General features: G+C 54.2%; 24 protein-coding genes. 8 read left to right on the plus strand and 16 right to left on the minus strand.

Annotated elements, in window-relative coordinates; genetic code table 11:
- Nucleotides 1–29 precede the first annotated feature (29 nt).
- From proB to mtnB, 6 genes are all read left to right on the plus strand, one after another.
- Entirely contained in the window at nucleotides 30–1,154 is a 1,125-nt protein-coding gene (gene proB, locus AC2TF6_RS18150) for a glutamate 5-kinase (protein ID WP_491307942.1), read from the plus strand.
- Between the two features lie 222 nt (nucleotides 1,155–1,376).
- Nucleotides 1,377–2,624 (plus strand): glutamate-5-semialdehyde dehydrogenase, encoded by a 1,248-nt coding sequence (locus tag AC2TF6_RS18155; protein WP_491307943.1) that lies wholly within the window; start codon nucleotides 1,377–1,379, stop codon nucleotides 2,622–2,624.
- Between the two features lie 65 nt (nucleotides 2,625–2,689).
- Nucleotides 2,690–3,544, plus strand: coding sequence for a pyrroline-5-carboxylate reductase (gene proC, locus AC2TF6_RS18160; RefSeq protein WP_491307944.1), 855 nt, complete (start codon nucleotides 2,690–2,692; stop codon nucleotides 3,542–3,544).
- Nucleotides 3,545–3,586: 42 nt separating this feature from the next.
- Nucleotides 3,587–4,891 (plus strand): 2,3-diketo-5-methylthiopentyl-1-phosphate enolase, encoded by a 1,305-nt coding sequence (locus AC2TF6_RS18165; protein ID WP_491307945.1) that lies wholly within the window; start codon nucleotides 3,587–3,589, stop codon nucleotides 4,889–4,891.
- Nucleotides 4,888–5,556, plus strand: coding sequence for a 2-hydroxy-3-keto-5-methylthiopentenyl-1-phosphate phosphatase (locus AC2TF6_RS18170; protein ID WP_491307946.1), 669 nt, complete (start codon nucleotides 4,888–4,890; stop codon nucleotides 5,554–5,556). Before AC2TF6_RS18165 ends, AC2TF6_RS18170 begins: the two co-directional genes overlap by 4 nt.
- A complete protein-coding gene (gene mtnB, locus AC2TF6_RS18175) occupies nucleotides 5,553–6,191 on the plus strand; it encodes a methylthioribulose 1-phosphate dehydratase (protein ID WP_218229848.1) in 639 nt (212 codons plus the stop codon). Before AC2TF6_RS18170 ends, mtnB begins: the two co-directional genes overlap by 4 nt.
- A gap of 179 nt (nucleotides 6,192–6,370) precedes the next feature.
- Here the strand turns inward: mtnB and AC2TF6_RS18180 are convergent, their stop codons facing one another.
- The 8 genes from AC2TF6_RS18180 to AC2TF6_RS18215 all read right to left on the minus strand — a co-directional run bounded on the left by AC2TF6_RS18180 (nucleotide 6,371) and on the right by AC2TF6_RS18215 (nucleotide 15,072).
- Nucleotides 6,371–7,060, minus strand: coding sequence for a DnaD domain-containing protein (locus AC2TF6_RS18180; protein WP_405079455.1), 690 nt, complete (start codon nucleotides 7,058–7,060; stop codon nucleotides 6,371–6,373).
- A 72-nt stretch (nucleotides 7,061–7,132) separates the two neighbouring features.
- Nucleotides 7,133–8,428: an asparagine--tRNA ligase gene (gene asnS, locus AC2TF6_RS18185; RefSeq protein ID WP_009675554.1), complete on the minus strand. Its 1,296-nt coding sequence runs from the start codon at nucleotides 8,426–8,428 to the stop codon at nucleotides 7,133–7,135.
- A gap of 99 nt (nucleotides 8,429–8,527) precedes the next feature.
- Complete coding sequence (locus AC2TF6_RS18190) at nucleotides 8,528–9,745, minus strand: acetate/propionate family kinase (RefSeq protein WP_491307947.1); 1,218 nt, start codon at nucleotides 9,743–9,745, stop codon at nucleotides 8,528–8,530.
- Entirely contained in the window at nucleotides 9,742–10,614 is an 873-nt protein-coding gene (locus tag AC2TF6_RS18195) for a 3-hydroxyacyl-CoA dehydrogenase family protein (RefSeq protein ID WP_009675546.1), read from the minus strand. Before AC2TF6_RS18195 ends, AC2TF6_RS18190 begins: the two co-directional genes overlap by 4 nt.
- Nucleotides 10,615–11,058: 444 nt before the next feature.
- Nucleotides 11,059–12,579, minus strand: coding sequence for an AAA family ATPase (locus tag AC2TF6_RS18200; protein WP_491307948.1), 1,521 nt, complete (start codon nucleotides 12,577–12,579; stop codon nucleotides 11,059–11,061).
- On the minus strand, nucleotides 12,576–13,109 hold the full coding sequence (locus tag AC2TF6_RS18205; protein ID WP_491307949.1) for a hypothetical protein: 534 nt from the start codon (nucleotides 13,107–13,109) through the stop codon (nucleotides 12,576–12,578). The genes AC2TF6_RS18200 and AC2TF6_RS18205 overlap by 4 nt, the downstream gene beginning before the upstream one ends.
- 132 nt (nucleotides 13,110–13,241) lie before the next feature.
- The gene (locus tag AC2TF6_RS18210) at nucleotides 13,242–13,745 is read right to left on the minus strand and encodes a cell wall elongation regulator TseB-like domain-containing protein (protein ID WP_491307950.1); all 504 of its coding nucleotides are present in this window, start codon (nucleotides 13,743–13,745) and stop codon (nucleotides 13,242–13,244) included.
- A 28-nt stretch (nucleotides 13,746–13,773) separates the two neighbouring features.
- On the minus strand, nucleotides 13,774–15,072 hold the full coding sequence (locus AC2TF6_RS18215) for an amidohydrolase (protein WP_491307951.1): 1,299 nt from the start codon (nucleotides 15,070–15,072) through the stop codon (nucleotides 13,774–13,776).
- Between the two features lie 240 nt (nucleotides 15,073–15,312).
- Between AC2TF6_RS18215 and AC2TF6_RS18220 the strand changes: the two genes are divergently transcribed.
- Nucleotides 15,313–15,942, plus strand: coding sequence for a DUF47 domain-containing protein (locus AC2TF6_RS18220; RefSeq protein ID WP_009675522.1), 630 nt, complete (start codon nucleotides 15,313–15,315; stop codon nucleotides 15,940–15,942).
- Between the two features lie 23 nt (nucleotides 15,943–15,965).
- Nucleotides 15,966–16,979 (plus strand): inorganic phosphate transporter, encoded by a 1,014-nt coding sequence (locus tag AC2TF6_RS18225; protein WP_009675606.1) that lies wholly within the window; start codon nucleotides 15,966–15,968, stop codon nucleotides 16,977–16,979.
- Nucleotides 16,980–17,078: 99 nt separating this feature from the next.
- On the opposite strand, the gene AC2TF6_RS18230 is transcribed toward AC2TF6_RS18225, so the two are convergent.
- The 8 genes from AC2TF6_RS18230 to AC2TF6_RS18265 all read right to left on the minus strand — a co-directional run bounded on the left by AC2TF6_RS18230 (nucleotide 17,079) and on the right by AC2TF6_RS18265 (nucleotide 26,433).
- Nucleotides 17,079–17,702, minus strand: coding sequence for a redox-sensing transcriptional repressor Rex (locus tag AC2TF6_RS18230; protein WP_009675483.1), 624 nt, complete (start codon nucleotides 17,700–17,702; stop codon nucleotides 17,079–17,081).
- Nucleotides 17,689–20,562 carry an ATP-dependent DNA helicase DinG gene (dinG, locus tag AC2TF6_RS18235; RefSeq protein ID WP_491307952.1) on the minus strand — a complete coding sequence of 958 codons (2,874 nt, stop codon included), beginning with the start codon at nucleotides 20,560–20,562 and terminating at the stop codon, nucleotides 17,689–17,691. The genes AC2TF6_RS18230 and dinG overlap by 14 nt, the downstream gene beginning before the upstream one ends.
- Nucleotides 20,563–20,681: 119 nt before the next feature.
- Nucleotides 20,682–21,320 (minus strand): tetratricopeptide repeat protein, encoded by a 639-nt coding sequence (locus tag AC2TF6_RS18240; protein WP_369995531.1) that lies wholly within the window; start codon nucleotides 21,318–21,320, stop codon nucleotides 20,682–20,684.
- A gap of 90 nt (nucleotides 21,321–21,410) precedes the next feature.
- Nucleotides 21,411–21,794 carry an aspartate 1-decarboxylase gene (gene panD / locus AC2TF6_RS18245; protein WP_009675514.1) on the minus strand — a complete coding sequence of 128 codons (384 nt, stop codon included), beginning with the start codon at nucleotides 21,792–21,794 and terminating at the stop codon, nucleotides 21,411–21,413.
- Nucleotides 21,795–21,798: 4 nt separating this feature from the next.
- The gene (gene panC / locus AC2TF6_RS18250; protein WP_491307953.1) at nucleotides 21,799–22,680 is read right to left on the minus strand and encodes a pantoate--beta-alanine ligase; all 882 of its coding nucleotides are present in this window, start codon (nucleotides 22,678–22,680) and stop codon (nucleotides 21,799–21,801) included.
- Nucleotides 22,681–22,719: 39 nt separating this feature from the next.
- Nucleotides 22,720–23,580, minus strand: coding sequence for a 3-methyl-2-oxobutanoate hydroxymethyltransferase (gene panB, locus AC2TF6_RS18255; protein WP_491307954.1), 861 nt, complete (start codon nucleotides 23,578–23,580; stop codon nucleotides 22,720–22,722).
- Between the two features lie 291 nt (nucleotides 23,581–23,871).
- A complete protein-coding gene (locus AC2TF6_RS18260; protein WP_491307955.1) occupies nucleotides 23,872–24,846 on the minus strand; it encodes a biotin--[acetyl-CoA-carboxylase] ligase in 975 nt (324 codons plus the stop codon).
- A 3-nt stretch (nucleotides 24,847–24,849) separates the two neighbouring features.
- Nucleotides 24,850–26,433: a CCA tRNA nucleotidyltransferase gene (locus tag AC2TF6_RS18265; RefSeq protein ID WP_491307956.1), complete on the minus strand. Its 1,584-nt coding sequence runs from the start codon at nucleotides 26,431–26,433 to the stop codon at nucleotides 24,850–24,852.
- Between the last annotated feature and the right edge of the window lie 10 nt (nucleotides 26,434–26,443).

Here is a 26,443-nt window from a genome sequence, read left to right on the forward strand (position 1 = left end):
ACAGACCGTTTTCTTAAGGAAGTGAACATATGCAGCAGCGAATCGTTGTGAAAATAGGAAGCAGCTCGCTTACCTCGGATGCCGGAGGATTAAACCCGGCTCCTATCGCCTATTTTGCCGCCGAGCTGGCCCGGCTTCAACAAAACGGCTTCGAAGTCGTACTCGTCACATCCGGGGCCGTAGCGGCAGGCTTCTCTTTTCTCGGCTACAAATCGAGGCCGAAGCTGCTTCACGAGAAGCAGGCGGCCGCTTCCGTCGGTCAGGCGCTGCTCATGCGCGCTTATCAGGAAGCTTTTCACCAATATGGTATCGGTGCAGCCCAGATCCTGCTCACACGGGACGATTTCACCAGCCGCAAGCGGGTCTCCAACGCGACCGCAACGATGGAAGAGCTGCTCCGCCGCGGCTTTATTCCGATTATCAACGAGAACGACACCGTGTCGGTCGATGAGATCAAATTCGGAGATAACGATACGTTGTCGGCTCTCGTAGCCAATCTGCTCAAAGCGGGTCAACTGATCATCATTACGGATACAGATGGCTTGTACACGGACGATCCCCGCAAAAATAAAGACGCGCGCCGGATCGAGCGTGTCGATGAAATCAACGATGAGCTTTACCGGATCGCAGGCGGGTCCGGCAGCTCCGTAGGCACCGGCGGCATGCGCTCCAAAATCGAAGCGGCCCGCATCGCCATGCGCGGGGGTATTCCCGTCTTCGTCGGACGCGCCACGGAACCGCATGATCTGAGGCTGGCCGCGGAGGGGAACGGACGGGGAACGTATTTCTCCGCCGCCGACCATACGCTGTCCATCAAAAAGCAGTGGGTCGGGTTTCACTCCGTTCCCCAGGGAAAAGTCACCGTCGATCAAGGCGCGGAGAACGCTCTCCTGTCCGGCGGCAAAAGCCTTCTGCCTGCCGGCGTTACCGCCGTCGAAGGCGACTTTCACCCCGGCGACGTGATCGAGGTGTGCGGCGAAGACGGCTCCGTGATCGGACGCGGCGTCGCCAATTACGTGGCCTGGCAGCTTCAGGCCGTAATGGGACTGGGCACCGGGGAAATCCAGCGCAGAGTCGAGGTTCCCCGCATCGAGGTCATTCACCGGGACGAGTGGGTCACTCTTCAAGCTTACCGCGCTTCGCAAAATACGTGACACCTGCGGCGGCCCCGTCCCCATCATATTGTGGACGCTGACGGGTTCGAACCGCCGTCCCTCTGTTACCGGACACATGCTCTCTCAGCCGAGTTGCTTCCGCGTTTTTCACGGACGCTTCCGCTGTTAGCCGTTAAATCCCGGAACGCCGGATTTCAGAATTCGGCTCCGTTATTTTTATTGAAAATGAAATCCAATCCTATTAGCCAAGGAGTGAGCCCCATGAGTGAAGTCAGACAAAAAGCAACCATCGCGAAAGAAGCTTCTTCCCGTCTCGGCAACTTAACTACCGGTCAGAAGAATACCGCCCTCTTAAGAATGGCTGAGTCCCTGGTCGCCGAACAAGACTCCATTATCGCAGCCAACGCCGAGGATCTGAAGCGGGGCGCCGATACCGGCCTCGGCACTTCCCTGCTGGACCGGCTGGCCCTCACGCCCGAGCGGATCGAAAGCATGGCCGAAGGGCTCCGTCAGATCATCGAGCTTCCCGACCCTATCGGCGATCAGCTCGAATCGTTTGCCCGGCCCAACGGCCTGCGCGTCGAAAAAATCCGCGTGCCGATCGGTGTAATCGGCATTATTTACGAAGCCCGTCCGAATGTGACCGTCGACGCCGCCGGACTTTGCCTGAAAACGGGAAATGCGGTCGTTTTGCGCGGTGGCTCTTCAGCGCTGCGCTCCAATGAACGGATCGTTGAAGTGCTGCAAGCCGCTCTGGCAGGCACGGACGTTCCTCCGGGCGCCCTGCAGCTTATTTCCGATCCCGACCGGGCCTCGGTTGATGAAATGCTGAAGCTGAACGGTCTGCTTGACGTGCTGATTCCCCGCGGCGGAGCTTCCCTCATTCAAAACGTGGTCAAAAACGCGACGGTGCCCGTTATTGAAACCGGAGCCGGGATCTGCCACACGTTCGTCGACGAATCGGCAAAACCCGAGATGGCCGAGAAAATTGCCATCAACGCGAAAGTGCAGCGCCCCTCTGTCTGCAATTCGATGGAAACGCTGCTCGTACACCGCAGCCACGCCGAGAAACATCTGTCCGACTTAGCCGGAAAGCTGTCCGCTCTGGGTGTCGAGCTGTACGGCTGCCCGCGGTCCCGCGAGCTGGCCCCTCAATTCAAAACGGCGGCCGACGAGGCTTGGGATACCGAATACAACGACTATGTCCTGAATGTCAAAGTCGTGGATTCCCTGGACGAGGCTCTCGCGCATATCCGTCGACACGGAACCATGCACTCCGAGTGTATCGTGACGGAGAATGAAGCTCACGCTTCCCGCTTCTTGCAGGAAGTCGATGCGGCGGCCGTTTATCACAACGCCTCCACCCGCTTCACGGACGGTTTCGAATTCGGCTTCGGCGCGGAAATCGGCATCAGCACACAAAAACTTCATGCGAGAGGCCCGATGGGACTTCCCGCGTTGACTTCCACCAAATACAGAATTTATGGCGACGGCCAAATCCGGGAATAATTCCTTGAATAAAGAGATCCGTTCCGTGAAGGAACGGGTCTTCCATAAACAGGAGAGTGAGACTTGTGAACAGCATAATTCATACTAAACGCATCGCATTTGTCGGTGCAGGTTCCATGGCTGAGGCTGTTTTACGCGGCCTCATCGAACGGGGAATCACGGCGCCCGGGCAAGTTTTTGCATCCAACCGGCAAAATGAAGAACGGCTGCAAGAGCTTAGAGAGCGGTACGGCGTCGAAGCGAGCTGTGACCCGGCGATCAAAAGAGAACGTATCTCGTCCGCCGACATCGTCGTGCTCTGCATGAAGCCCAAAGACGTGGAAGCTTCGTTCGACGAGCTTAAACCGATGCTTAACGGCAGCCAGCTGCTCGTGTCCGTCATCGCCGGGCTGACGATCCGCAAAATCGAAATTTTGCTGGATACCAAAATGCCGGTCGTACGGACCATGCCTAACACTTCGTCGACCATCGGCCTTGGCGCAACCGGCATGAGCTTCTCCGAAAGCGTGTCCGAGGAGCAGCAGGAGCTCGCGACAAAAATGTTCGAAGCCGTCGGAATGGTGACGGCCGTTCCCGAAGATTACCTTGAAATCGTAACCGGACTTTCCGGAAGTGGTCCCGCTTATGTATACTATTTTATGGAGGCCTTAATTCAGGCGGGCATCGCGGGCGGACTCGAAGAGAACGAAGCGCGCCGGCTCACCATGCAGACACTGCTCGGAGCCGTTCACATGGTGGAACGTACGGGAGAAGAGCCTGCGGAGCTCAGACGCAAAGTGACTTCCCCGAACGGTTCGACCTTGGCCGCTCTGCAGACGCTGGACCGCTACAAGTTCCCGGAAGCCGTAGCCGCCGCTGTTTTCAGCTCCGCAAAACGCGCAAAAGAAATGGGCGCCGAGATTGCTCCCCATATCCGTTAAGGCGTTCTGCCTCCTATTCTTCTCTTAAGCAGGTGATATGTTGTGAGTTCCTACTGTTTGGCGACTTACCGCTGTTATGACGATACAGCCGATTTTAACAAAAAAGCGCAGGGGATCGCGGTCGGTCTGACCGTCGGAAGCTGGACCGATCTGCCGGAAACCCGCAAAGCCCAGATGCAGCAGCATCTGGGTCATGTGGTCTCCGTCGACGTCCACGAGGCCGGGGAAGCTTCGCCCGAATCCAGGCGTTACGCGGATATCCGGATCGCATATCCGGATGTGAATTTCAGCCGGGATCTTCCGGCTCTGCTGGTCACCGTTTTCGGCAAGCTGTCCATGGACGGGAAAATCAAATTGACCGATCTGTCCTTTTCGGAGTCTTTTCTTTCGGCTTTTGCCGGACCCAAGTTCGGTCTTCAAGGCGTAAGGGATCTGCTTGGCGTACACGACCGGCCGCTTCTGATGAGCATTTTCAAATCCGTCATCGGCCAGGATCTAGAGGGGCTCGGGGAACAGTTCTACGCGCAGGCGGCAGGCGGCGTCGATCTCATTAAAGACGACGAGATCTTGTTCGAGAATCCGCTTACCCCTATCGAGAAAAGGGTAGCCGTCTGCATGGAAGCGTCACGCCGCGCATACGACGTGACGGGGCAGAAGCTGCTCTACGCCACGAATCTGACCGGCTCGACGTCCAAGCTGGCCGATCAGGCGAAGAAAGCGATCGAGGCCGGAGCGAACGCGCTTCTGTTCAATGTGCTCGCTTACGGATTCGATACGCTGTGCGAGCTCAGCGCCGACCCGGGTATCTCCGTGCCGATTATGGCGCATCCCGCTATGGCCGGTGCGCTTTATCCTTCCGCAGAGTACGGCATTTCCGCCTCCCTGCTGCTCGGCAAGCTGATGCGGGTAGCCGGGGCCGATCTCGTCCTGTTCCCTTCCCCGTACGGCTCCGTCGTAATGCCGCGTGAAGAGAACCTGGCGATCAAACAGGTCCTGCTAACGGAGAACTTGGAGCAGGACTATCTTTATCGGCATTCCGCGGCGGAAGGCCCTGAACATCAGCCGTCCGCTTCCGCAAACGTAAGCGCAGCGCTTAAAACAAGCTTCCCTGTCCCTTCGGCCGGAATCCATCCCGGACTTGTCCCGCTCATCCTGCGTGATTTCGGCACGGATGTCGTGGTTAACGCCGGCGGCGGGATTCATGGCCATCCCATGGGCGCCATTGCCGGCGGACAAGCTTTCCGGCAGGCGATTCAGGCAACGCTAGAACAGAAACCGCTTCAAGAAGCCGCTCAGCAGCATCCGGAATTGAAAGCCGCAATCGAAGCCTGGGGGGTTAAATCTTGAGTACCCGACAAAAGATCGTGTTCTGTGATTTCGACGGCACGATTACCGTTAGCGACAACATCGTAGCGATTATGAAACATTTCGATCCGCCCGGCTGGGAAGCGATCGTGAAGCGTCTCGTGGAAGAAAGGGCGATCTCCGTCAGACACGCGGTCGGTGAAATGTTCCGGCTGCTCCCTTCTTCCCGTCAGCATGAAGTGATCGAATTTGCCATCTCCAATGCGGTTATCCGCGAAGGTTTCGCCGATTTCGTTGCCTATTGCAGACAAAACGGCATCAAACTGCTCGTGACAAGCGGCGGAATCGACTTTTTCGTCTATCCGCTCCTGGAATCTTTCGATATTCCCCGTAAGCATATTTACTGCAACGGAAGTTCATTCGAAGGCGAGACCATCGAAATCCTGTGGCCGCACGCCTGTGACGAGCACTGCGGAGCGGACTGCGGAATGTGCAAAACATCGATTATCCGCTCGTATCCCGCAGACGACTACGAACGCATCCTGATCGGAGACAGCGTAACGGATTTTCAGGGAGCGAAGCTGGTAGAGAACGTTTATGCCCGCTCTCATCTGATCGAGCTTTGCGAGGAACTGAAGCTCCCTTACGTCCCTTTCGAAACATTCCACGATATTATCCGTGACCTGGAGGCGAAGATACAAGCATGACCGAATTGACCTTGGAGCAAAAACAGCACGCGTACGACGAACTGCGCGAGATTAAAGCAAATCTGGCCGCCCGCGGCTGGTTTCCTGCTACCAGCGGAAATCTATCCGTTCGCGTCGGCGAATTCACCCCGGAGAACTTCACGTTTGCCGTGACATCCAGCGGAAAGGACAAGTCTCTGCAATCGCCGGAAGACTTCCTTCTCGTCAATGAAAAGGGAACACCGGTCGAAGCGACCCGTTTGAAACCTTCCGCCGAAACCCTGATCCACTGTGAAATTTACAAGTATACGGGAGCAGGCGCCATTTTACATGTGCATACCATGTTTAACAACCTGGCCTCCGAGCTGTACGGCGAGGAAGGTTTTATCCCGGTAGAGGGAATTGAAATCATCAAAGCGCTCAACATCTGGGAAGAGGATGCCACAATCCGCATTCCCGTCCTGCCGAACTATGCCGACATTCCGAAAATCGCCGAGCTGGTGCAGGGAGCCATTGTTCCGCGCATTCCGGGGATCGTGCTGCGCAAGCACGGGATTTACGCCTGGGGCGCAAACGTGGCCGAAGCCAAGCGGCATCTGGAGGCGTTCGAATTCATGTTCGAATATGTATACCGCTGGCACCTTCTCAAGAAATAAGACGTGATTTCCGGCAGATAGGCCCTTTCTCCTGATTTGCCGAACGCGTCTGATGTTGCTTTTACAAGCGGGATGATATACTTCCCTAACAACACACAAAAACCCCCCGAAGGAATCTCATGAGAGACTCCAATCGGGGGTTTCTTGTTAGCGGGCTGCTTCAAGTGAAGCGGCGCGGACTAGCGGTTGCCTCTGAATTTTTGTGTAAATTCTTTCGCCTGCTCCACTGTCGTAATCCGGTTCCGGCTCCATTCCAGCAAAATGCGGTCCACATAGCGGAAATGGACTTTGCCCGCGAAAACGGCTTCTTTGAGAGCGGCCAGCACAAGCTCTTCCTTGTAGCCGTCACGGTCCAGCCAGCTCGTTATCGTTTCAAGCTCCATCGGAGTCAGCGGCCGGGCAAATTCCGCTTCGAAGATCGAATAGACGTCCTTTTCCCGTCCAGGCTGGGCTTCGGACTTCTGGGCCTCCGCCTGTCTGGCCGCTTTTTGAAGGAGATCCTCCGCATAGCAGCTCGCGATTTTTTCGTACATCGGCCTCAAATTGTACCGCTCGTACTGGATATCCGACACGCTGTCGATTTCCTGCTCAATCCGGAGCACGCCGCTGTTCACAAGCTTTTGAATCGCTTCGATCACTTGATCCTGCGGGGCTGTCATCCGGTCTTGAATCTCATCGTGCGTCGGGAAATCTTTCTTTTCATTCTCCTGGAAAGCCAGGATATGAATAAGCAGCATGACTTCAAGTTCGGACAGCTTCATCCGGTGATAATACCTCAAAAGCAGATGCGGAACGGCCACGGTTCCTGCTGTCATTCCTGCAAGGAGAGCCCGCTCTACCCGCTTGCGATCGTTATCGTTCGGTTTCAAATCCATCCTCCTCTTTCTAGCTCGGCCGGTGTGACCGGCCACCCCGTACGTAAAGGCTGCATGCCTTCCGTATTACGGGTACAGACGGTAAAGCAGACGCGGGAACGGAATCGTCTCACGCACATGCTCCAGACCGCAGATCCAGGCGACGGTGCGCTCCAGACCGAGTCCGAATCCGGAATGCGGAACCGTGCCGTATTTGCGCAGATCCATATACCACTGGTACGCTTCGGAAGACAGCTCATGTTCCTTGAAGCGCTCTTCCATCAGCTCGGGATCGTCGATCCGCTGGCTTCCCCCGATAATCTCGCCGTACCCTTCAGGCGCGATCATATCGGCGCAGAGTACGACTTCCGGACGGTTCGGGTCGGGTTTCATGTAGAAGGCTTTAATGCCCGTCGGATAATGCGTAATGAAGACCGGCTTCTCGTACTTCTCGGCGATAGCCGTTTCATGAGGAGCGCCGAAGTCTTCTCCCCAAGGGAATTCATGGCCCGTATCCTGCAGGAACTGAACCGCTTCATCGTACGTGATGCGAGGGAACGGAGCCTGAATTTTCTCCAGCTTGGAGATATCGCGGCCCAACGTTTCAAGCTCGCTGCGGCAGTTTTTCAGAACGGTTTGGACCACATGGGAAACGAACTGCTCCTGCACGCGAAGGCTCTCTTCGTGATCGACAAACGCCATTTCAGGCTCGATCATCCAGAACTCGATCAGGTGGCGGCGCGTTTTGGACTTCTCCGCACGGAAAGTCGGCCCGAAGGAATACACTTTCCCCAGCGCCATGGCGGCGGCTTCCATGTAAAGCTGACCGCTTTGGGTCAAATAAGCGTCTTCATCGAAATATTTCGTATGAAATAAATTCGTCGTCCCCTCGCAGGAGGATGGCGTCAAAATCGGCGGGTCGACAAGCTGAAAGCCCTTGTCATCGAAAAACTGCTGAATCGCACGGATAATCTCCGCGCGGATAACGAGAATGGCGCGCTGACGCGGAGCACGCAGCCACAGGTGGCGGTGATCCATCAGGAAATCGACGCCGTGTTCCTTCGGCGTAATCGGATAATCCTGGGTAATCTGAATAATTTCCACGCCTTCAACCGTCAGTTCATACCCGCTCTTGCTGCGCGGTTCTTCGCGAACCGAGCCCGTCACATAAAGCGAGCTTTCCTGGGTTAATTTCGAAGCGGCTTCCCAGACGTCTTCGCTCACTTCGCTTTTTACGACAACCGCCTGAATAAAGCCGGTTCCGTCACGCAGCTGCAAAAATTGAATTTTGCCGCTCTTGCGCTTGTTGTGCAGCCAGCATCCGATTCTTACGGATTCGCCGACATGGTCCTTGACTTCATGAATCGTACTCACACTGCTCATCTAACGTCTTCCTCCTTGGGTTGACATGGAAAGACGGCTCTATGGCCGTCTTCTCCCATCCACCTATTGTACTATAAACCAGTGGTAAAAAAAATCATTTTACCGCTTCGCTTCATGCAGCTGGTTCACCAGTTCAAACGTATCCCGCGCGATCATCCACTCTTCGTTCGTCGGAATGACCAGCACCTCTACCTTCGAATCGTCCGTCGAGATTCGCTTCTCGATTCCCCATCCGTTAATGTTGCGCTGGGAGTCGAGTTCAAGACCGAGATACGACAATCCCTCACATACCGCTTTGCGCAAAATAACGGAGTTTTCGCCTACGCCGGCGGTAAAAATCAATACATCGATGCCGTTCATCGCCGCCGCATAAGAGCCGATAAATTTACGCAGCCTGTACGTATACATATCGAAAGCCAGCTTCGCGTTTTTATCGCCACTGTCCATCGCTTCCGTAATTTCACGCATATCGCTGCTCAATCCGGAAATAGCCTGCAGCCCGCTGTGCTTGTTCAGCATGGAGTTCACTTCATTGAGGGACAAGTCCTCTTTGCCCATCGCAAATGTGACGACTGCCGGGTCGATATCCCCGCTCCGGGTTCCCATCATCAGGCCTTCAAGCGGGGTAAGTCCCATACTCGTATCCACGGATTTGCCGCCTTGAATAGCCGTGCAGCTTGCGCCGTTCCCGATATGGGCCGACACGATTTTAAGCTCTTCCAGCGGACGGTCCAGGAACCGGGCGGCACGCTCGCTCACATATTGGTGTGAGGTGCCGTGGAAGCCGTAGCGCCGGACTTTATGTTTGCTGTACCAGATTTTCGGGATCGCGTACATGTAGGCGTGAGACGGCATCGTCTGGTGGAAAGCCGTGTCGAAAACGACGACCTGAGGTACATCGCCCATATTCGCCTCGACCGCGTTAATTCCCAGCATGTGAGCAGGGTTATGGAGAGGCGCCAAGTCGAACAAGCGCTTGATCTCCTTCTTCACTTCTTCCGTGACGACAACCGAGGAAGAAAACGCTTCCCCTCCATGTACGATGCGGTGACCCACCGCATCGATTTCATGCACCGATTGTAAAACCCCGTGCTCTTTATGAACGAGCTTATCCAGCACTTTTTTGATCGCCGTCGTATGCTCGAGAATTTCGCTGACCTCACGGACCTCGGTCTTTCCTTCCGGCTCGTGGGTAAGAATGGCCGAATCCAGCCCGATCCGCTCTACGCGGCCTTTAGCGAGCACGGTCTCATCCTTCATGTTGTACAGCTGATATTTGACCGATGAGCTTCCTGCATTAATGACGAGAATATTCACATTCTGTCACCTTCCTTATCGTACCGGAAAAATCCTTCCCCGGTTTTAACGCCCAAATGTCCGGCATGCACCATCTGCTTCAGCAGGAAGGAAGGCCGGTATTTCAATTCGCCGAATTCGCGGAACATCCGGTCCAGTGCGGCCAGCACCGAGTCCAGTCCGAAGCGGTCCGCCATCTCGAGAGGCCCGTGCCGGAACTCGTAGCCTTTGCGCATCGCCAGATCGATATCTTCCGCAGAAGCCACACGCTCCGCGAGCGTATGAACCGCTTCGTTAATGAGCAGACAGATAAGCCGGGACGTGACAAAGCCGGGCGACTCATATACCTTGATCGCCGTTTTCTGAATCACATCTTCCACGAAGCGGCGTGTCAACATGTACGTATCTTCCGAGGTTTTCAGACCGCGGATAATTTCGACAAGGTCAATTTTAGCAACCGGATGTATAAAATGAAGACCGATCACCCGCTCCGGATGCTTAGTCGATGCGCCCAATTCCGTAAGACTGAGTGTGGAGGTATTGGAAGCCAGAATCAGATCCGGGCCGCAGATTTCGTCCAGCTTCCGGAACAAGCTCTTCTTAAGATCCAGATCCTCGGAAATCGTCTCAATCACCATATGGCAGGAAGGAAGCTCTTTCAGATCCGTCGTTTTATGAATGCGAGAAAGAATCAGCTTCTTTTCCGCGCCGGTAATAGCCCATTTCTCCAACTGTTTATCCAAACTCAGCTCGATCATGGCCCAGGAATGTTCCATTCTTTCAATATCTTTCTCAACCAGGACAACCTCCAGGCCTTTAGCCGCCAACATCTCGGCTATCCCCTGCCCCATCGTTCCTCCACCGATAACACCTATCTTTTTATATTGCATCCCTATTCTCCTCTTCGTCCGTTAATCTAGGGGTGTCGATTTTTATATCTCTTTTCAAGTCCATCATACACCGTTTTCATGCCTTTTTCATTAGTATACACAAAACTTTCAAAAGCAACTGAGCGATTTCGACAACTTTCGCAAGTTGTGAAAAAGGACACAGACAATCACGCTCCATTATACGGCTTCTTACCCGTTTAGAAATAGTGGAAATCTGGAAACTTTCAAACATACTATAAAGGAAAGTTGCTAGTTCATGCGTACAAAAATAGTTTTAAGATAGACTATTGCCCGGGCAATGGCAGCTTCATCTTTATAAATAATCGGCAGCGGATAGAGCACGCAATGCGGCACATATCCTTTCAAATTTATTCCAGACTAAAAAACCAGCCTAGCTGTAAAAGCCTAGACTGGTTCTCATTTGTATGCGGTTATTCGTAGGCCTTAAGCCAACACCGGCTCCAGATGTCTCTTGCTTCCTTCAAGAAGATCACGGAACTGCTGCCCGGAAATGACCTCTTCCTTGAGCAGAATATCGAGCGATTGCTCGAATACGATCCGGTGCTTCGTCAGAAGCTCTTTTGTACGGGCCATCAACTCATCAAGGATGGCATTGTTCGCTTCCATCAGCTTCTGCTGCGGAACCATTTTCAGATCGACGATGCCGAGAGACGTCAGGCCCGAAGAAATCATCGTGCGGACCATGTCGATGGACTTCTCGAAGTCGTTGCTCGATCCCGTGCTCCGGCCGCCGTAAATAATTTCTTCCGCAGCCGCTCCAGCCAGCGCGATCATAATCTGATCTTCGATCGCTTCCTTGGAGTACAGGTACTGGTCCTGCGGCGGGTTATGGCGCACATAACCGAGCGCTTTGCCACGGGGCCGCAGGGAAACCTGGGCTACGGAATCCGGACGCACCAGCTCCGCGATAATGGCATGGCCGAGTTCGTGATAGGCAACCCGGATTTTCTCTTCCTGGGTCGCTTCACGGTCCGTCTGTTCGCCCATCATGACTTTATCGATGGCCGCAAGCAGATCTTTCTGCATGACGGCATCCTGCTGGCCGCGCAAGGCGTAAATGGCCGCTTCGTTCAGCACGCTTTCAAGCTGCGCTCCGGAAAATCCGAAGGTCTGCTCCGCGATTTTCTCCAGATCCGCCGCTTCGTCCAGCGGTTTGTTCTGGGCATGAATTTTAAGAATGGACAGGCGTCCCTTCTTGTCCGGCAGCTCGACGTCGATATGACGGTCAAACCGTCCCGGACGGAGCAGAGCCGGGTCCAGCATTTCTTTGCGGTTGGTCGCCGCAATGATAAGAATGCGCGGCGTTGTATTTGTATGAATGCCGTCCATTTCGGTCAGGAGCTGGTTCAGCGTCTGGTCGTACTCGCGCTGCTGTCCGCCGTCGCGTTTGCCCCCGATCACGTCGATTTCATCGATAAAAATAACGGCGTTTTGTTTGTTTTCCTTCTGGGCTTTCGTTCTGGCTTCCTGAAAAAGGGTGCGGATCCGCGAAGCCCCTACACCGACATACATCTCCACGAATTCACTGCCGGAAGCGGCAAGGTAGACGGAATTCGTATGGTGTGCGGCCGCTTTGGCCATCAGCGTTTTCCCTGTTCCGGGAGGACCAGTCAGCAGGATGCCTTTCAGAGGGCGGATACCGAGCTTCTTCGTTTCTTCCTGTTTCACGAGAAAATCAAGCGCTTCGACAAGCTCTTTCTTGGCGCGTTCCTGACCGCCGATCTGATCGAAGCTGAGGTAGGAAGGCTGCCGGGATTTGCCGCGCGTACCGGCTCCCGCGCCGATTCCGATGCCGGAACCTCCGCGGCTTTTCATCATATAAAGAGCGGCTGTAATGAGGGCCGCTGTAAACAGCAAAGGGATAATGTTGACTTTAATAAAGGCAAGAAAAATGAAAAGTACCGGAGCAGCGCCAATCGCTATCTCTTTTCCGTATTTGCTCATTTAAACACCCCAACTTTTTCGGCATTTCGCGGCAGCACCACGTATTTGTGCTGATCCCCTTTTTGCAGATGAACGTAAACGTTCTGCTCGTCCATTTCGGTTTTCACGACCAAATTGCTGTCTTTGTCCGTTTTGTGCTTGTCCAGTGCCGTAGGTATATCGGCATAGTGACGGGTTTCCATCGCCTGGGCGACGTCGAACAACGCTTGCGCCCACCATTTATCTAGATCCGGAGATTCTTTTGTATTGACCGACAGTTTCACGTCACGGGAACCGATTGTCGAGGCTCCTTCTTTTGTAATGCGGCCGTACACTTCTCTTAAACTAGTGTCAGGTTTGAGGGACAGACGAATCGAAACTTCTTTATCATTATATGTGACCTGGGATTGCTCAACCCCCGGTGTTTCTTTCACGATATTGCCTAGCGGTTTTCCGATGGCGTAGGTCTGATAAGCGAACCAGCCGCCAAAAAGGAAAAAAGCGGTGATGACGACACTTAACAGGACGGGCAAGAGACGTATTTTACGCAACTTACGTCCCCCTTTCTATATCATTCGTATTTAGCAAATGCTATACGAATAGTATATCACAGTCCGTAACCCATGGGCAAAAAAAAAGGATGGAGTCTTTGACAAATTAACGAAATAAGCGAAAAGCCCACCCTATTGTAGGCTGAGCTTAAACGTATCTTCTAGTGCACCCGTCTTTAAATTATAATAATCGTAGAACGCCCGGTCCTGTTCGTCTTTATAAAAGACTTCCCAGACATACTTCCCCTTGAATTCGCCGGCGTTTACACGCAGAATATCCAGCTTAGGGTTTTTCTTCGCCATAATTCCGCGTACGGCTTCTTCCGTGATGTTCTCGGCCGTCATTTCCGTATGAATCTCGTCGATGGCCAGACCGGTGCCGTCCTGCTTGAGCGGCACCCAGACGATCAGCCCGTTGCCGAGCTTGTCCTCCCCGTATACGACTTCATAGGAGCGGGCTCCATGAAAAGCTTCCACCCGGTTAGCCTTGGTCATCGTCGTCTTCTCGTAAGCCGCCTGTACCGCCTGGGAGTTTGTTTCCCAATAGTTCGCCTGCACGTTCACGTAAAAGCGGTTAATGCCGAACCCCGAAGTCAGCACGACAAACAGCCCGATCCAAATGGCTTTTTTAAGCATTCCGTTCTCTCCTTCCTCCTGCTGAAGACTAGCTGCTCGTCAAACGGGCGAAGCACGATTCGAATTCCCGTTTAATCTTCTCTTCGTCAAGTGTCAGGCATTCGCGGCCGCGTACGATCCAGCTGCCGTCCACGCACACATCTACCACATCATGGGCGGATGCCGAATAGATGATGTGGGAAACATAATCCGTACGAGGCAGAAAATGAGGCTGGTCGATATCGAGCGCGATAAAATCGGCCTTCATGCCCGGCTGGAGCATACCGATATCGTCAAGCCAGATGGAGCGCGCGCCCATCGATGTGCCCATGCTTAAAGCGGCGGCGGCCGGCACGGCGGTCGGATCGCCGGATACGCCTTTGTGGATCAGGGCGGCAAGCCGCATTTCCTCGAACATGTCGAGGTTGTTGTTGCTGGCCGCTCCGTCCGTGCCTAGAGACACGTTTATGCCGGCTCTGAGCAGCTCAGGCACGCGGGCAACACCGCTCGCAAGCTTTAGGTTGCTCCCCGGATTGTGCGAAACCCCGACGTTGTATTTGGCAAGGACGGCGATTTCTTCGTCCGTCAGATGAACGCCGTGCGCAACCAGTGTCGGCCGCGTGAAAACGCCCAGTTTTTCCAGATGCTCGACTGGCCGTGCACCATACTGCTCCGCGTTGGCTTCTACTTCTTTTAACGTCTCGGACATATGGGTATGAATAGGCAGATCCAGATCGTGTGCGGCCTGGACAAAACGTTCAATGTAATCCGGCGGGCACGTGTAAGGAGCGTGCGGGGCCATCATCGTCGTAATGCGCCCGTTCGCGGCGCCGTTCCAGTCCTTGGCGAAAGCGATCGCTTCCCGGAGCTTGGCTTCCTGAACGTCGGCCGGACACAGTCCGATGACACCGCGGGTCAGGCGTGCACGCATACCCGAGTCGGATACGGCCTGGGCCACTTCATTCATATGGTCGTACATGTCGACAAATGTCGTCGTGCCGCCCTTGATCATTTCCAGGATGGCCAGAAGCGTTCCGTAACGCACGTCCTGCGCCGTGAATTTGCCTTCCATCGGCCACATTTTCTCCTCCAGCCATACCTGGAGGGCCAGATCGTCTCCGTAGCCGCGCAGCAAAGTCATCGCCGCATGGCCGTGCGTATTGACGAGTCCGGGCATGTAGAGCTTACGGTCCCCGCGAATGACTTCGTCATAAGTTTCCAGCGGATGCGGCGCATCCTTTCCTATATATGTAAGCTGATTTCCTTCCATAACCATACAGCCTTCGATTACGGGCGCGGCCGCGTCCCCTGTTACGAACAAACCGTTTATGATAATTGTTTTTTTCATCCGATAGCCCTCATTCCGTATAAAGTGCCGAAATCGGCAGTTATTCTTATCTTTTCAATGTACAACGTCACTTGTTTAAAATCAAGCCGAGCAAACAATTGAAAAAACGCTCAACCAGTGATTGCTTTCTGGGGAAATATTATGATATTTTTAAGTTTGTGAGTTTAAGCTACAAAATTCTACATACATTAAACTTAACTTCACGGAATCTTTACAATCGAATCACTAGGAGGAACCGTAATGGCATCGCTTTTTAGCAGTAAAAGAGGAGACGTCGATTTTTTAAACCTGCTCATACGGGCGGCAGAAAACACACTCCATGCATCCCAGATGTTCAGAAACGCGATGATGGGAGATAAAATTCCGGAAAACTTTTTCCAGATGATCAAAGACATCGAGAGCAAAGGCGATCAGATCACCCACGAAATCTTTAAAGAGCTGAACAAAGTCTTTATCACTCCGCTAGACCGTGAAGATATTATGGAGCTGGCTTCCAAGCTCGACGACGTACTGGACGGCATTGAAGCGACAGCAGCACGTTTTGACTATCTCAACATCAGCCAGACGGACAAGGTTATGCAGGAATTCTCCGCCGTGATCGTGTCCAGCTGCCAACATATGCTCGATGCCTTCAAGCTTCTTTCCAAAAAGAAGTACATGCAGATTCCTCAACATACGGTTGAAATCAATGCGCTTGAAAACGAAGCCGACCGCCTGATGCGCGAAGGCATCCGTGAAATTTTTATCACCAAACGCGATCCTTACGAAGATTTCAAGCTCAAAGAACTTTATGAACGTCTCGAACAGACCACCGATGCATGTGAAGACGTTGCCAACATCTTGGAAAGCGTCGTGCTGCGCTACTCGTAGGCCCAGCAGTTTAGGAGGATTTCATGACGACAACAGTTCTTATTACCTTGATTGCAATCGTATTTCTCGCCCTTGCCTTTGACTTTATTAACGGTTTCCATGATACGGCGAACGCGGTAGCGACTTCGATCTCTACGCGTGCGATGAGTCCGAAAGTGGCCATTATATCCGCCGCCTGTCTGAATTTCGTCGGTGCCCTGTATTCTTCGGAGGTAGCCAAGACGATCGGCAGCGGGATCGCGGACCCGTCCAAGATCAACCACGGCGAATTTATCGTTATCGCGGCTCTGCTTTCTGCCATTATCTGGAACCTGGCAACCTGGTATTATGCCATTCCTTCCTCTTCCTCCCATACGCTCATCGGATCCATTGTCGGAGCCGTGCTGGCCGGGGCGGGAGCCGACTTCGTCAAATGGGGCGGTCTCGGCAAGATCGTGCTGATTCTGGTGCTTTCGCCGATTGTCGCATTCGTGGCCGGTTACATCATCATGACGATCATCAAATACCTGGTCATCCTGACGGGCAACAAATCCCGCTCGAAGCTGAACCGCGTATTCAAGTTCTTCCAGATCCTGTCCGCCTGGCTGCTGTCCTTCTCCCACGGGGGTAACGATGCTCAGAAAGCGATGGGCATTATCGTATTCGGACTCGTCGCTGCCGGAGCCCAGACAACCATGGACGTGCCGTTGTGGGTGAAAATCGCCGCTGCGACCGCAATGGGTCTCGGTACTTCGATCGGGGGATGGAAAATCATTAAAACGATCTCCAAAAACTTGATCAAAATCGAGCCGATCAACGGGTTCGCCTCGGATTTGACATCTTCCATCGTCATTCAGACTTCTACGCATATGGGGATGCCGCTTTCGACCACTCACGTAATTTCCTCCGCGATCATCGGTTCGGGTTCCGTACTCCGGTTTCATGAGGTGAAATGGGGTACCGTAACACGCATGATCATCACTTGGATCATTACGATTCCGATCAGCATCATTCTGTCTTATGTGCTGTACACCGTGTTGTTTAAGTTCTTCGTCTAACATGTAAATCAAATAGCGAGTTCCATTAAAAAACCGCCATACGGCCTACACGGCCCATATAGCGGTTTTTCTGGTTTTCAAGACCAAAACCTCACTTGTTTATTCAGGAAGGTAATAGGCCAGGCTCTGGAGCTCTGCCGTAAAGTCCGCATGATGCACGCGGATTTCCTCGGGTACTTTCAGAATGGACGGGGCGAAGTTCAGAATCGCTTCGATACCCGCCTTTACGAATTGGTTGGCGACATTCTGCGCTTCCGGCGCCGGTACGGTTATGATGCCGATTCGAATGCTGGAATCCCGGATAACATCGGCCAGATGCTCCATGGGCAGAACGCTCATGTTATTGATGACCTGGCCGATCTTGTCCGGCGACGAATCGAAAATCGCCGTTATTTTCATCTGATCCCGCAAGTAGATGTTATAGTTGCACAGCGCCCGTCCCAGGTTACCGGCTCCCACGAGGGCAACCGGTATTTGGCGGTCAAGCTTCAGAATCTGCCGGATCTTCTCGATAAGATAGGTCACATCGTAGCCGATCCCCTTCTTTCCGAATTCACCGAAGTAAGCCAAGTCTTTGCGGATTTGGGCCGGGTTAAGATTCAGCTTCTGCCCCAGATCCTGGGACGAAACCGTTAATACGTTTTTCTTCGACAGTTCATTAAGAAAACGCAGATAGATCGGCAGCCGTTTGACGACCGCCTCGGATATTTTAAGTGACTTCAAGCGAGTTCTCTCCCATCCATTCCTGAATTCTCGGTACGATGCGCTCTACAGGCATATGCTCAATCTTCGGTCCCGGCAGGGAGTAGAGAAAATGCTTCCCGTACTGCGTCTCGATGACACGCGTATCGTAAATCAGCACAATCCCTTTGTCCGAAGCCCTGCGTACAAGCCGGCCGAAGCCCTGCTTGAATCGGATGACGGCCTGAGGCACCGACAGCTTCATGAACGGGTTCTGATTCCGTTTTTTCAGGTTTTCGCTCTTCGCTTCAACCAGCGGATGATTCGGCGGCTGGAAAGGCAGCCGTACGATTGCCAGACAAGTCAAGGCTTCCCCGGGAATGTCCACCCCTTCCCAGAATGAACTTGTGCCGAGCAGCACGCACGCTTTATGTTCTTGGAAGAGCCGGGTCAGCTTGCTGCGGTTGCCGGTGTCCACCCCTTGACCCAGCACATGGATGCCGTGCGGGCGGAGATTTTCCTTCAGAACCGCGTGGGCAAGCTTCAGCATCCGGTTCGAAGTGAACAGCACGAGCATCCTCCCTCGCGTAGCCACGGCCACTTCGGAGAGTGATTCCGTCAGCGCTTTGAGGAATTCCTCTTCGCCGCTGCGGCCCCGGATCATCGGAAAGTCCCGCGGTATGCAGACAAGAGCCTGCTGCCGGTACTGAAACGGTGACGGAAGTTGGACGGTTTTCAGCTTCGGATTCTCTTCTTCTTCGGCCGGCAGTTTCAACCCCAGCTGATCCGCCGAATACTGGAACGATTTATTGACCGACAGGGTGGCCGAAGTGAGAATAACGCTTTCTTTGTTGTCAAAGAAATGTTCGCGGATAAGCGGACTTACGTCCATCGGCACGGAGATCAGGTTGATCGAACGGCTTTTGTTGTACGTCCCCGCTTCTACCCAGTAAACGAAGTTATCGTCCGCCATCTTCATAAAGAAGCGAAGCGTCTCCTTCGCTGCCTGCAGTTCCTTCGCCACGCCGCCGAGATCGGTTACGAAGCTCTGAACGTCGTATTCTTCCTGGACTTCTTTCAAATCCTGCACGAGCGAATCTACGGATTTATACACATCCTGAACATGCTGTTCCAAAATCTCCTCAAGATCCGTGAAATCGCTCCAGTTCGGGGGGAGCGAATCTTTCTTCAGACGCATCACCAGGGAACCGGGGTCGATTTGGCCGGGTTCGGAATTCGTCTGGAGCAGCTCGTAAAACTTTTCACAGAGTAAATCCCAAGCTTCCTTGATGAGCAAGGTTTTCGGGAACAGGTTGTCGATTCCGTTCATCCAGGTAGCCGCCCGGTAATCGTCGTCATACCGTTGAAGCTTCGTGCGGAGCGCCGGCAGCTGCCCATTCCGGCTGTCCTTGAACAGCCAGAGAAGCTGATTCGTCAGCCCCAGGTAGTGAAGCTCCTTGCCCAGATGCTTGCTTGCCACTTCTTCGAAATGGTGGGCTTCGTCCAGAACGAGATGCTTATAAGCCGGCAGCACCCGGTTCTCGGCCTTCATATCGGTAAACAGCAGCGAGTGGTTCGTAATGACAACGTCCGAATTGTTGGCGTCATGGCGCGCACGGTGATAAAAGCATTTTTTGAACCACGGGCAGTGCCGGTTCTGACACGACTCCGCATCGCTGGAAACGGTATGCCAGAAAGCGGCCCCTTTGTTCCCGAAATGCAGCTCCTCCTCGTCGCCGGTCTGCGTCTGGCTCAGCCAGACGACCATCTGGGCGGCCGTAATGGCGTCCTCCTTGCCCGTTTCGAACTCCTGCATGGAAATGCGGTTCTCGAACTTGCGGAGGCACAAGTAGTGGCTGCGGCCTTTGAGAACCGACGCTTTGAAATTCACCGGAAAAATGTCGTGAAGCAGCGGAATATCCCGCTCCCGCAGCTGCTCCTGCAGATTGATCGTATGCGTGCTCACGACCACCTTCTCGTCATGTTTAATCCCGTAATACAGGGACGGGATCAAATAGCCGAGCGATTTGCCCGTGCCCGTGCCGGCTTCGATCATGAGGTGCCGGTCGTTCTGGAAGGCTTCCTCAATTTCATGAATCATGATTTCCTGGGCTTCGCGGCTTTCGAAATGCTCGAACTTCGCTTTCAGCGCTTCTTTGACCTGATCGTAAACGTCTTCAAAAGAATCGCTCAGTTCCAGCACATCGTTCTCGTCGCGTACGGGGTCTTCTTCCCCCCAGTCCTGCACGTTCAGCGCGAACTGGCGGTAATACTGGTGAATCGATTGGTCCAAAGGGGTTTGCTGTTCCTTGAACCGGGCGATTTCCGACATAAACCAGCCGAGGTCGCTCGTCTCGGCCGGCAGGATTTGAGCCAGCCGCTGAACCGTCAATAAAGGCAGGGACAGAAGCCTGTCCAGGCTCATCGTCCAGATCTCCGCCGTAACGTCCGCGTCGCTGTCGGCCTGATGGGGCCGCTCATGTTCGATGCCGAAGGCTGAAGCCACCATGCCGAGCTGGTAAGTCGGAAGAGAAGGAAACACAATTCTCAGCATGTCTATCGTGTCCAGGACGCGCCCGGTAAAATCGGGGTAGCCCGTTTTGCGCAGGGCCCGCTGTAAAAAACCGAGATCGAACGAAGCATGATGGGCCACTAGAACACAGTCAAAAAGCAGCGGATACATCTCCGCCATAATATCGTCGACCTTGGGGGCATGCTCCACCATCTCGTCGGTGATACCCGTAAGCTCCGTAATCGAAGAAGGTATACTGATCCCCGGATTTACCAGGGAAGTATACCTGTCGGTTACTTCCATATCATCTATAATAACGAGACCGACTTGGATAATATCGTCCGCCGGGCCCGTTCCAGTCGTTTCAAAATCCAACACCGCAAATTTCATAAGTTCAAGCCTTCTTCCTTTCTCCAGCTTCTATCCTAAGCATACCACATTTAGAGGCCCAGAGGGGAAGTTAGTTTGTCAATTCCGCAAATAAGGAGATCATCCGTTCTTATTTCTTTTCATTCGTTCGATGCGGAAAAAAGCTCCAGGCAGTCCGGATCGGCATGGTAGGCTTTTTTAAAATATTCAAGCGCCTGTTCCAGATTCCGGTTCTGAAATTGAATACAGCCCATCGCGTTGTAAGAGATGGCTTTCATCTGTTTATTTTCGGTAAGTGCCAGAAGAAGGGTGAAGTGCCGGGCGGCTTCCTCATTGTCTCCCTGGCGCAGATAACCCATGGCGAGATAAGCCCTCGCAAGTAAAAAGTCCGGTTCGCGCGTGAGCAGAGCCTCGAATTCCCGGGTCGCCTGCTCATACATAAGCAGCATATAAAACCCCTGTCCGCGGATAAACTCCACCGCTTCCTTCCCCTCGGCCGGATGAGGCTGAGCCTCTTCGGCAGACTGCGGCAAGTCCGGCAGCTGATTCGAATCGGAGGCTGAGGCTGAAGAGGGCGGGACGGACGCGTTTCCGACGGACAGGGTTTTTCCAAGCTTCTCCTCAAAGAGGAGCCAGTGCTCGATACAATCGTCACTAATGGCCTTCAGGGCCCCAAGCTCGTCTTCAAGCTCCGCTTTTAACGCACCTTTGGCATTCGGCAACTGAAGCAAAATTTCATCCAACACTTCATTCATCGTGGCGAACAAATGTTTGAACACTGTGCATCCCCCACCTTCGGCTTTGCTGTCGTACACTCATTCTGCGTTGCCGAAGGGCTTTTCATACAGGTTCTTTAAGGGTGCCAGACGTTACAGTACAGTTGCATGCATTTCCTCTTTTAGCAGCTGGGCCACTTTATTGTTTTCTCCCATGATGGCAACAGTCGGCTTGTGACGCCGCGCCTCTTCTTCCGTCATCATCGCGTAAGAAATGATGATAACGGTGTCGCCTGTCTGCACGAGCCGCGCCGCGGCACCGTTAAGGCAGATGACCCCCGTTCCGCGCGGACCCGGTATAATGTACGTTTCCAGGCGGGCCCCATTGTTGTTGTTCACGATCTGAACCTTCTCGTTTGGCAGCATATCGACCTGATCCAGCAGATCCTCGTCGATCGTAATGCTTCCGATATAATTAAGATTTGCCTCGGTCACCGTCGCACGGTGAATTTTGGCCTTCATCATTGTTCTGAACATGCGATCACTTCCCCAGGGTTAAAATAGTGTTGTCGATAAGCCGTGTGGCGCCGAATTTGACCGCCAGCGCGACGATGAGCTGTACGGATACACCGGCTTCCACCGCTTCCGGCTGCTCCAGCTGCGGGTACGTCAAAACCTCAACGTAATCGATATCAGCGAGAGGAGCTTCTTCGATGACGGCCTTTACGGCGCTGCGGAGGTCTTCCGCCCGGAAAGCAGCATGCTCCCGCGCCCAGGCTTCCGCCGCTTTCAGGGAACGGCTCAGAACAAGCGCCTGTCGACGTTCTTCCTCACTCAGGAATACGTTCCGGGAACTCATGGCAAGTCCGTCTTCCTCGCGTAAAATCGGGCAGGCCACAATGTCCACGTTCATGTTCAAGTCCTGCACCATCTGAGAAACGACGGCAACCTGCTGCGCATCCTTAAGTCCGAAGAAAGCTTTATCGGGCTGAACGATATTGAGCAGCTTGGCAACGACCGTAGTCACCCCGTCGAAATGCACGGGACGTGAAGCGCCGCAGAGTACCGAAGTGATGCCCGATACGGAAACGGTCGTTTTGACCGGTCCCGGATACATTTCTTCGACCTGGGGCAGAAAAACGATGTCCACGCCGGCTTCTTCCGCCAGCTTCAGGTCCCGTTCCGTATCCCGCGGGTAACGGTCCAGATCTTCGGTAGGACCGAACTGAAGCGGGTTTACGAAAATACTGAGCACGACGATTTCGCTCGCTTCGCGGGCCGCTTTGATCAGACTCAAATGCCCTTCGTGAAGATAACCCATCGTAGGCACAAAACCGACCGGGGTTTTAAGGGCCGCCCCGATCCCGGATTTTTTCTGTTCCAGTGTACTGCGCAGCAAGGCTATGCTTTGAATAACTTCCAACGTCTCTCTCTCCTTCAGGACTAAAGGTAGGATAACCGTTTATTTCACGGCTGTTCCGTACAAATACTGGAGAACTTCGTTGTCTCCTTTAAAGCTGTGCTGCTCGGCCGGGAATTTGCGGCCCTTCACTTCCGCCACATACTGCCCGATCCCATCGCGGATGGCAAGGCCGACCTGCGCGTAAGCTTTAACGAATTTTTTGGCCGGAGCGTCCGGCTCGTAGCCTAACATATCGTGAAAAACGAGAACCTGGCCGTCACAGGAAGCTCCTGCACCGATACCGATCGTCGGGATGGACAGTTTGCTTGTGACCCATTCCGCCAGTTCTTCCGTTACCAATTCCAGTACGATCGCGATTGCGCCCGCTTCTTCCAGCGCTTTGGCGTCATCCATCAGTTTACGGGCCTGCTCGGAATTTTTGCCCTGTATCCGGTAACCGCCCAGCACGTGAACCGACTGGGGCGTCAATCCGAGGTGGCCCACGACGGGAACACCCGCCTGGGTCAACGCTTTAACCGCATGGGCGATTTCCGCGCCGCCTTCCATCTTAACCCCTTTGGACAGCCCCTCGCGCATAATCCGTCCCGCGTTCTGAAGCGTCGTATCCAGGCTTCCGTGATACGTCATAAACGGCATATCCGTTACGACAAAGGCCGATTTTACGGCACGCGTTACCGTTTTGGCATGATAAATCATTTCGTCCAGCGTGACGGGCAGAGTGGATTCATGACCCTGAATAACATTTCCCAGGGAATCTCCCACCAAAATCATGTCCACTCCCGCTTCGTCAGCCAATTTGGCCGTCAAGTAATCGTAGGCCGTCACCATCGAAATCGGTTCCTTGCTCGCTTTCATTTTTTGCAGCTTGACAGTCGTCATCGGTTTGCGCTCTTGCGCCATGTCAATCCCACGCTTTCTTTTATAATGTGGAAAAAATAAAACCGTGCTTCCGTCTAAGCCTTGACCGGGTTCTAAGCATCAAAAAAACCCTTCAGCAAACAGACTGAAAGGGCGCATAGTCAAAGAATCGTATGATCCTTCTGTCTCGGTCCTTCAGGCTCAGAGCAGAATCAGAAAACACACAAACGTACTTTATGCAATTGTCTAAAGCGTTAACCGTATAAGTGCGGTTCCGAAGATACCGCCTTACGGTGACAGTATATCAAAAACCCGGTCTTTTGAACAGACGGTTTAGCGTAATTCGACATCGCCGCTGTAAATTTTAACTTTGCGGCCGTCGTCCGTGATCACGGTCAGCGCCCCGCTGTCATCGAGCGAATCCGCCCGGCCTTCCACCGTTCCCTGGCTCGTTTTGACCCGGATGGGACAATTCAGCGAGACGCTCATCGCTTCCCACATGATCCGGATCGGAGCGAATCCGTTTTCCAGATACAGGTCGTACAGCTGCTCCAGCTCATTCAGAAAAGCCGCAATCATCGCTTCCCGCTTAACGGGTGAACCCGATTCAAGTGCAAGGGAAGTGGCCACCGGTTTCAGCTCTTCCGGGAAGTCGGCTCCGGTCAGGTTGGCCGTAATGCCGACACCGATTATGACGTATTTCAGCCGCTCGTCTTCCCCGCTCATCTCCAGCAGAATCCCGCTTACCTTGCGGCCCTTCACAAGAAGATCGTTGGGCCATTTGATGCCGATTTCGACGCCGCATTCCTTGCGGATGGCCCGGCAAAGAGCTACCGCGGTAAGCAGCGTAAGCTGGGGAACGAAATAAACCGGCACACGCGGCTTCAAGATCAGGCTCATCCAGATGCCCTTCCCTTTCGGCGAATGCCAGTGCCTGCCCATCCGGCCGCGGCCGGAGATCTGTTCTTCGGCAAAGACCAGCGTCCCTTCCTCGGCCCCTTCCGCGACGAGCCTATGCGCTTCGTTCATAGTGGAGTCTACCGCTTCGCGGACTTCGATTTGCCTGCCCATAAAGCGCGTCCGTAAGGCTTCTTCTATATGAGCTTTCCGGAGCTTGTCAGGCTCTTCCATCAGACGGTAGCCTTTACGGGTGACGGCTTCGAACTGAAACCCGTCCTGCCGGAGGCTTTCGATGTGCTTCCAGACGGCTGTCCGGCTGCAGCCCAGCTCCCGGCTGATTTGCTCGCCGGACAAATATACGCCCGGATTGCTCCGGAACAAGTCTACAATTCGCTCGCGTACCGCCATGAGTCACTCATCTCGCATTTCTGTAGGACGGAAAGCTTCCGTCATTAAAATTTCTTTGGTGTTTTCCAGCTGCCCCAAGGCAACCCGCTCCAGAAGCATATTCAGCGTTTCGCCTATCCAAGGTCCCGCTTTTTGCCCGCTTTGCGCCATCAGGTCGCTCCCGCCGACGGCGAGATCTTTGACGCCATAGACCGGCATCACGCGTATCCATGGTTCACCGTTTTCCAGGTAAACGGCAGCTTCCTCCGTCATGAAGCGGAAAAGTTCTTCCAGACATGCTTCACCGGCGGCCGTATACATGCCTTCGTCCGTGGGGAGGCCCCCGGAAGCTTCGTACGGACCGGATGCACGGTGTGGCAGCGCCTGACCAGGCTGCGCGAGATTCGCGGATGGTGGAGCGTCTTGCTCCGGGCGCCCGGCTCCCGTGTGTGACGCTGCAAGGCAGTCTGACTCACCTTGAGACATCGACAAGCCGGACTCAGCGGGATTCGCGGACGGCGAAGCGTCCTGCCGCCGCCACGCTGCGCGCAGCAGACCAGCCGCGCGCAGCCAGCCGCGCACCGCCTCCTTGCCGTGAGCAAGCACGGCAAGCTTGAATCGCGCGGCTGCGCGCTCCTCCGCGGACGCCTGCGCCTCCGGCCGCGGACGCACCGCCGCAGCTTCAGCGTCACCGCGCTGAAGCTGCGCATGCACGGCGAGGATGCGCGTCAGACGCGCGATGTCCTCACCGGGGAACGTCAGCGCGCGCAGCTCCGCTCTGACGGCTTCCGGCTGCTGCGAACCGATCAGCAGCAGCAGAACCGCCCATCTGTCCTCCTCCGCAGGGATAGAGGACAGATGGGCGATAACCGCCTGCGCATGGGGATGCCCCCATGCGGCGAAGGGCAGCGCGAGGGGAGTCTTGGCGTGCCGCCACAGACCGCTCGCGAGGAGCAGACCCGCGGCGCGGGCCGGGTCCGCGCCGCCTACCATGCGCTGGAGCTCCGCGCGTACGCGCTCCATCGCGATGTGCCGCAGCAGAGGGGCCTGCCGCAGCAGAGCCAGCCACGTGGCCTCTTCGATGTCGAGGCCGTATTCGGCTGCGAAGCGGATGCAGCGCAGCATCCGCAAGGCATCCTCCCCGAAACGTTCGGCCGCCTCTCCCACGCATCTCAGAACGCCTCTATCCATATCGTTTTGACCGCCGAACGGATCAATGAGGTTTCCTTCGGCATCCATGGCCATCGCGTTCATGGTAAAGTCGCGTCGTTTCAAATCTTCTTCCAAATCCGTAATATATTCGACTTCCGCCGGCCTGCGGAACCCCTCGTATTCCGTTTCCTTCCGGAAGGTAGTGACTTCAAAACTGTAGGCACCCGTCAGAACGGTTACCGTTCCGTGCTGGAGTCCCGTAGGAACCGTCTTGGAGAAGGCTTCCATCACCTCTTCGGGTTTGGCCGAAGTCGCGATGTCCACGTCCTTTACCGGCCTCTCCAGGACAAAATCCCTGACAAACCCGCCGACAAAATAAGCTTCATGCTGACGGGAGCGCAGCCTTTCGAGCACTCTGCGCCCTTCTTCAATCATGGTCCGGTTCTTCTCTTCCATCGTATGTACT

Source organism: Paenibacillus sp. JNUCC 35 (assembly GCF_058269095.1).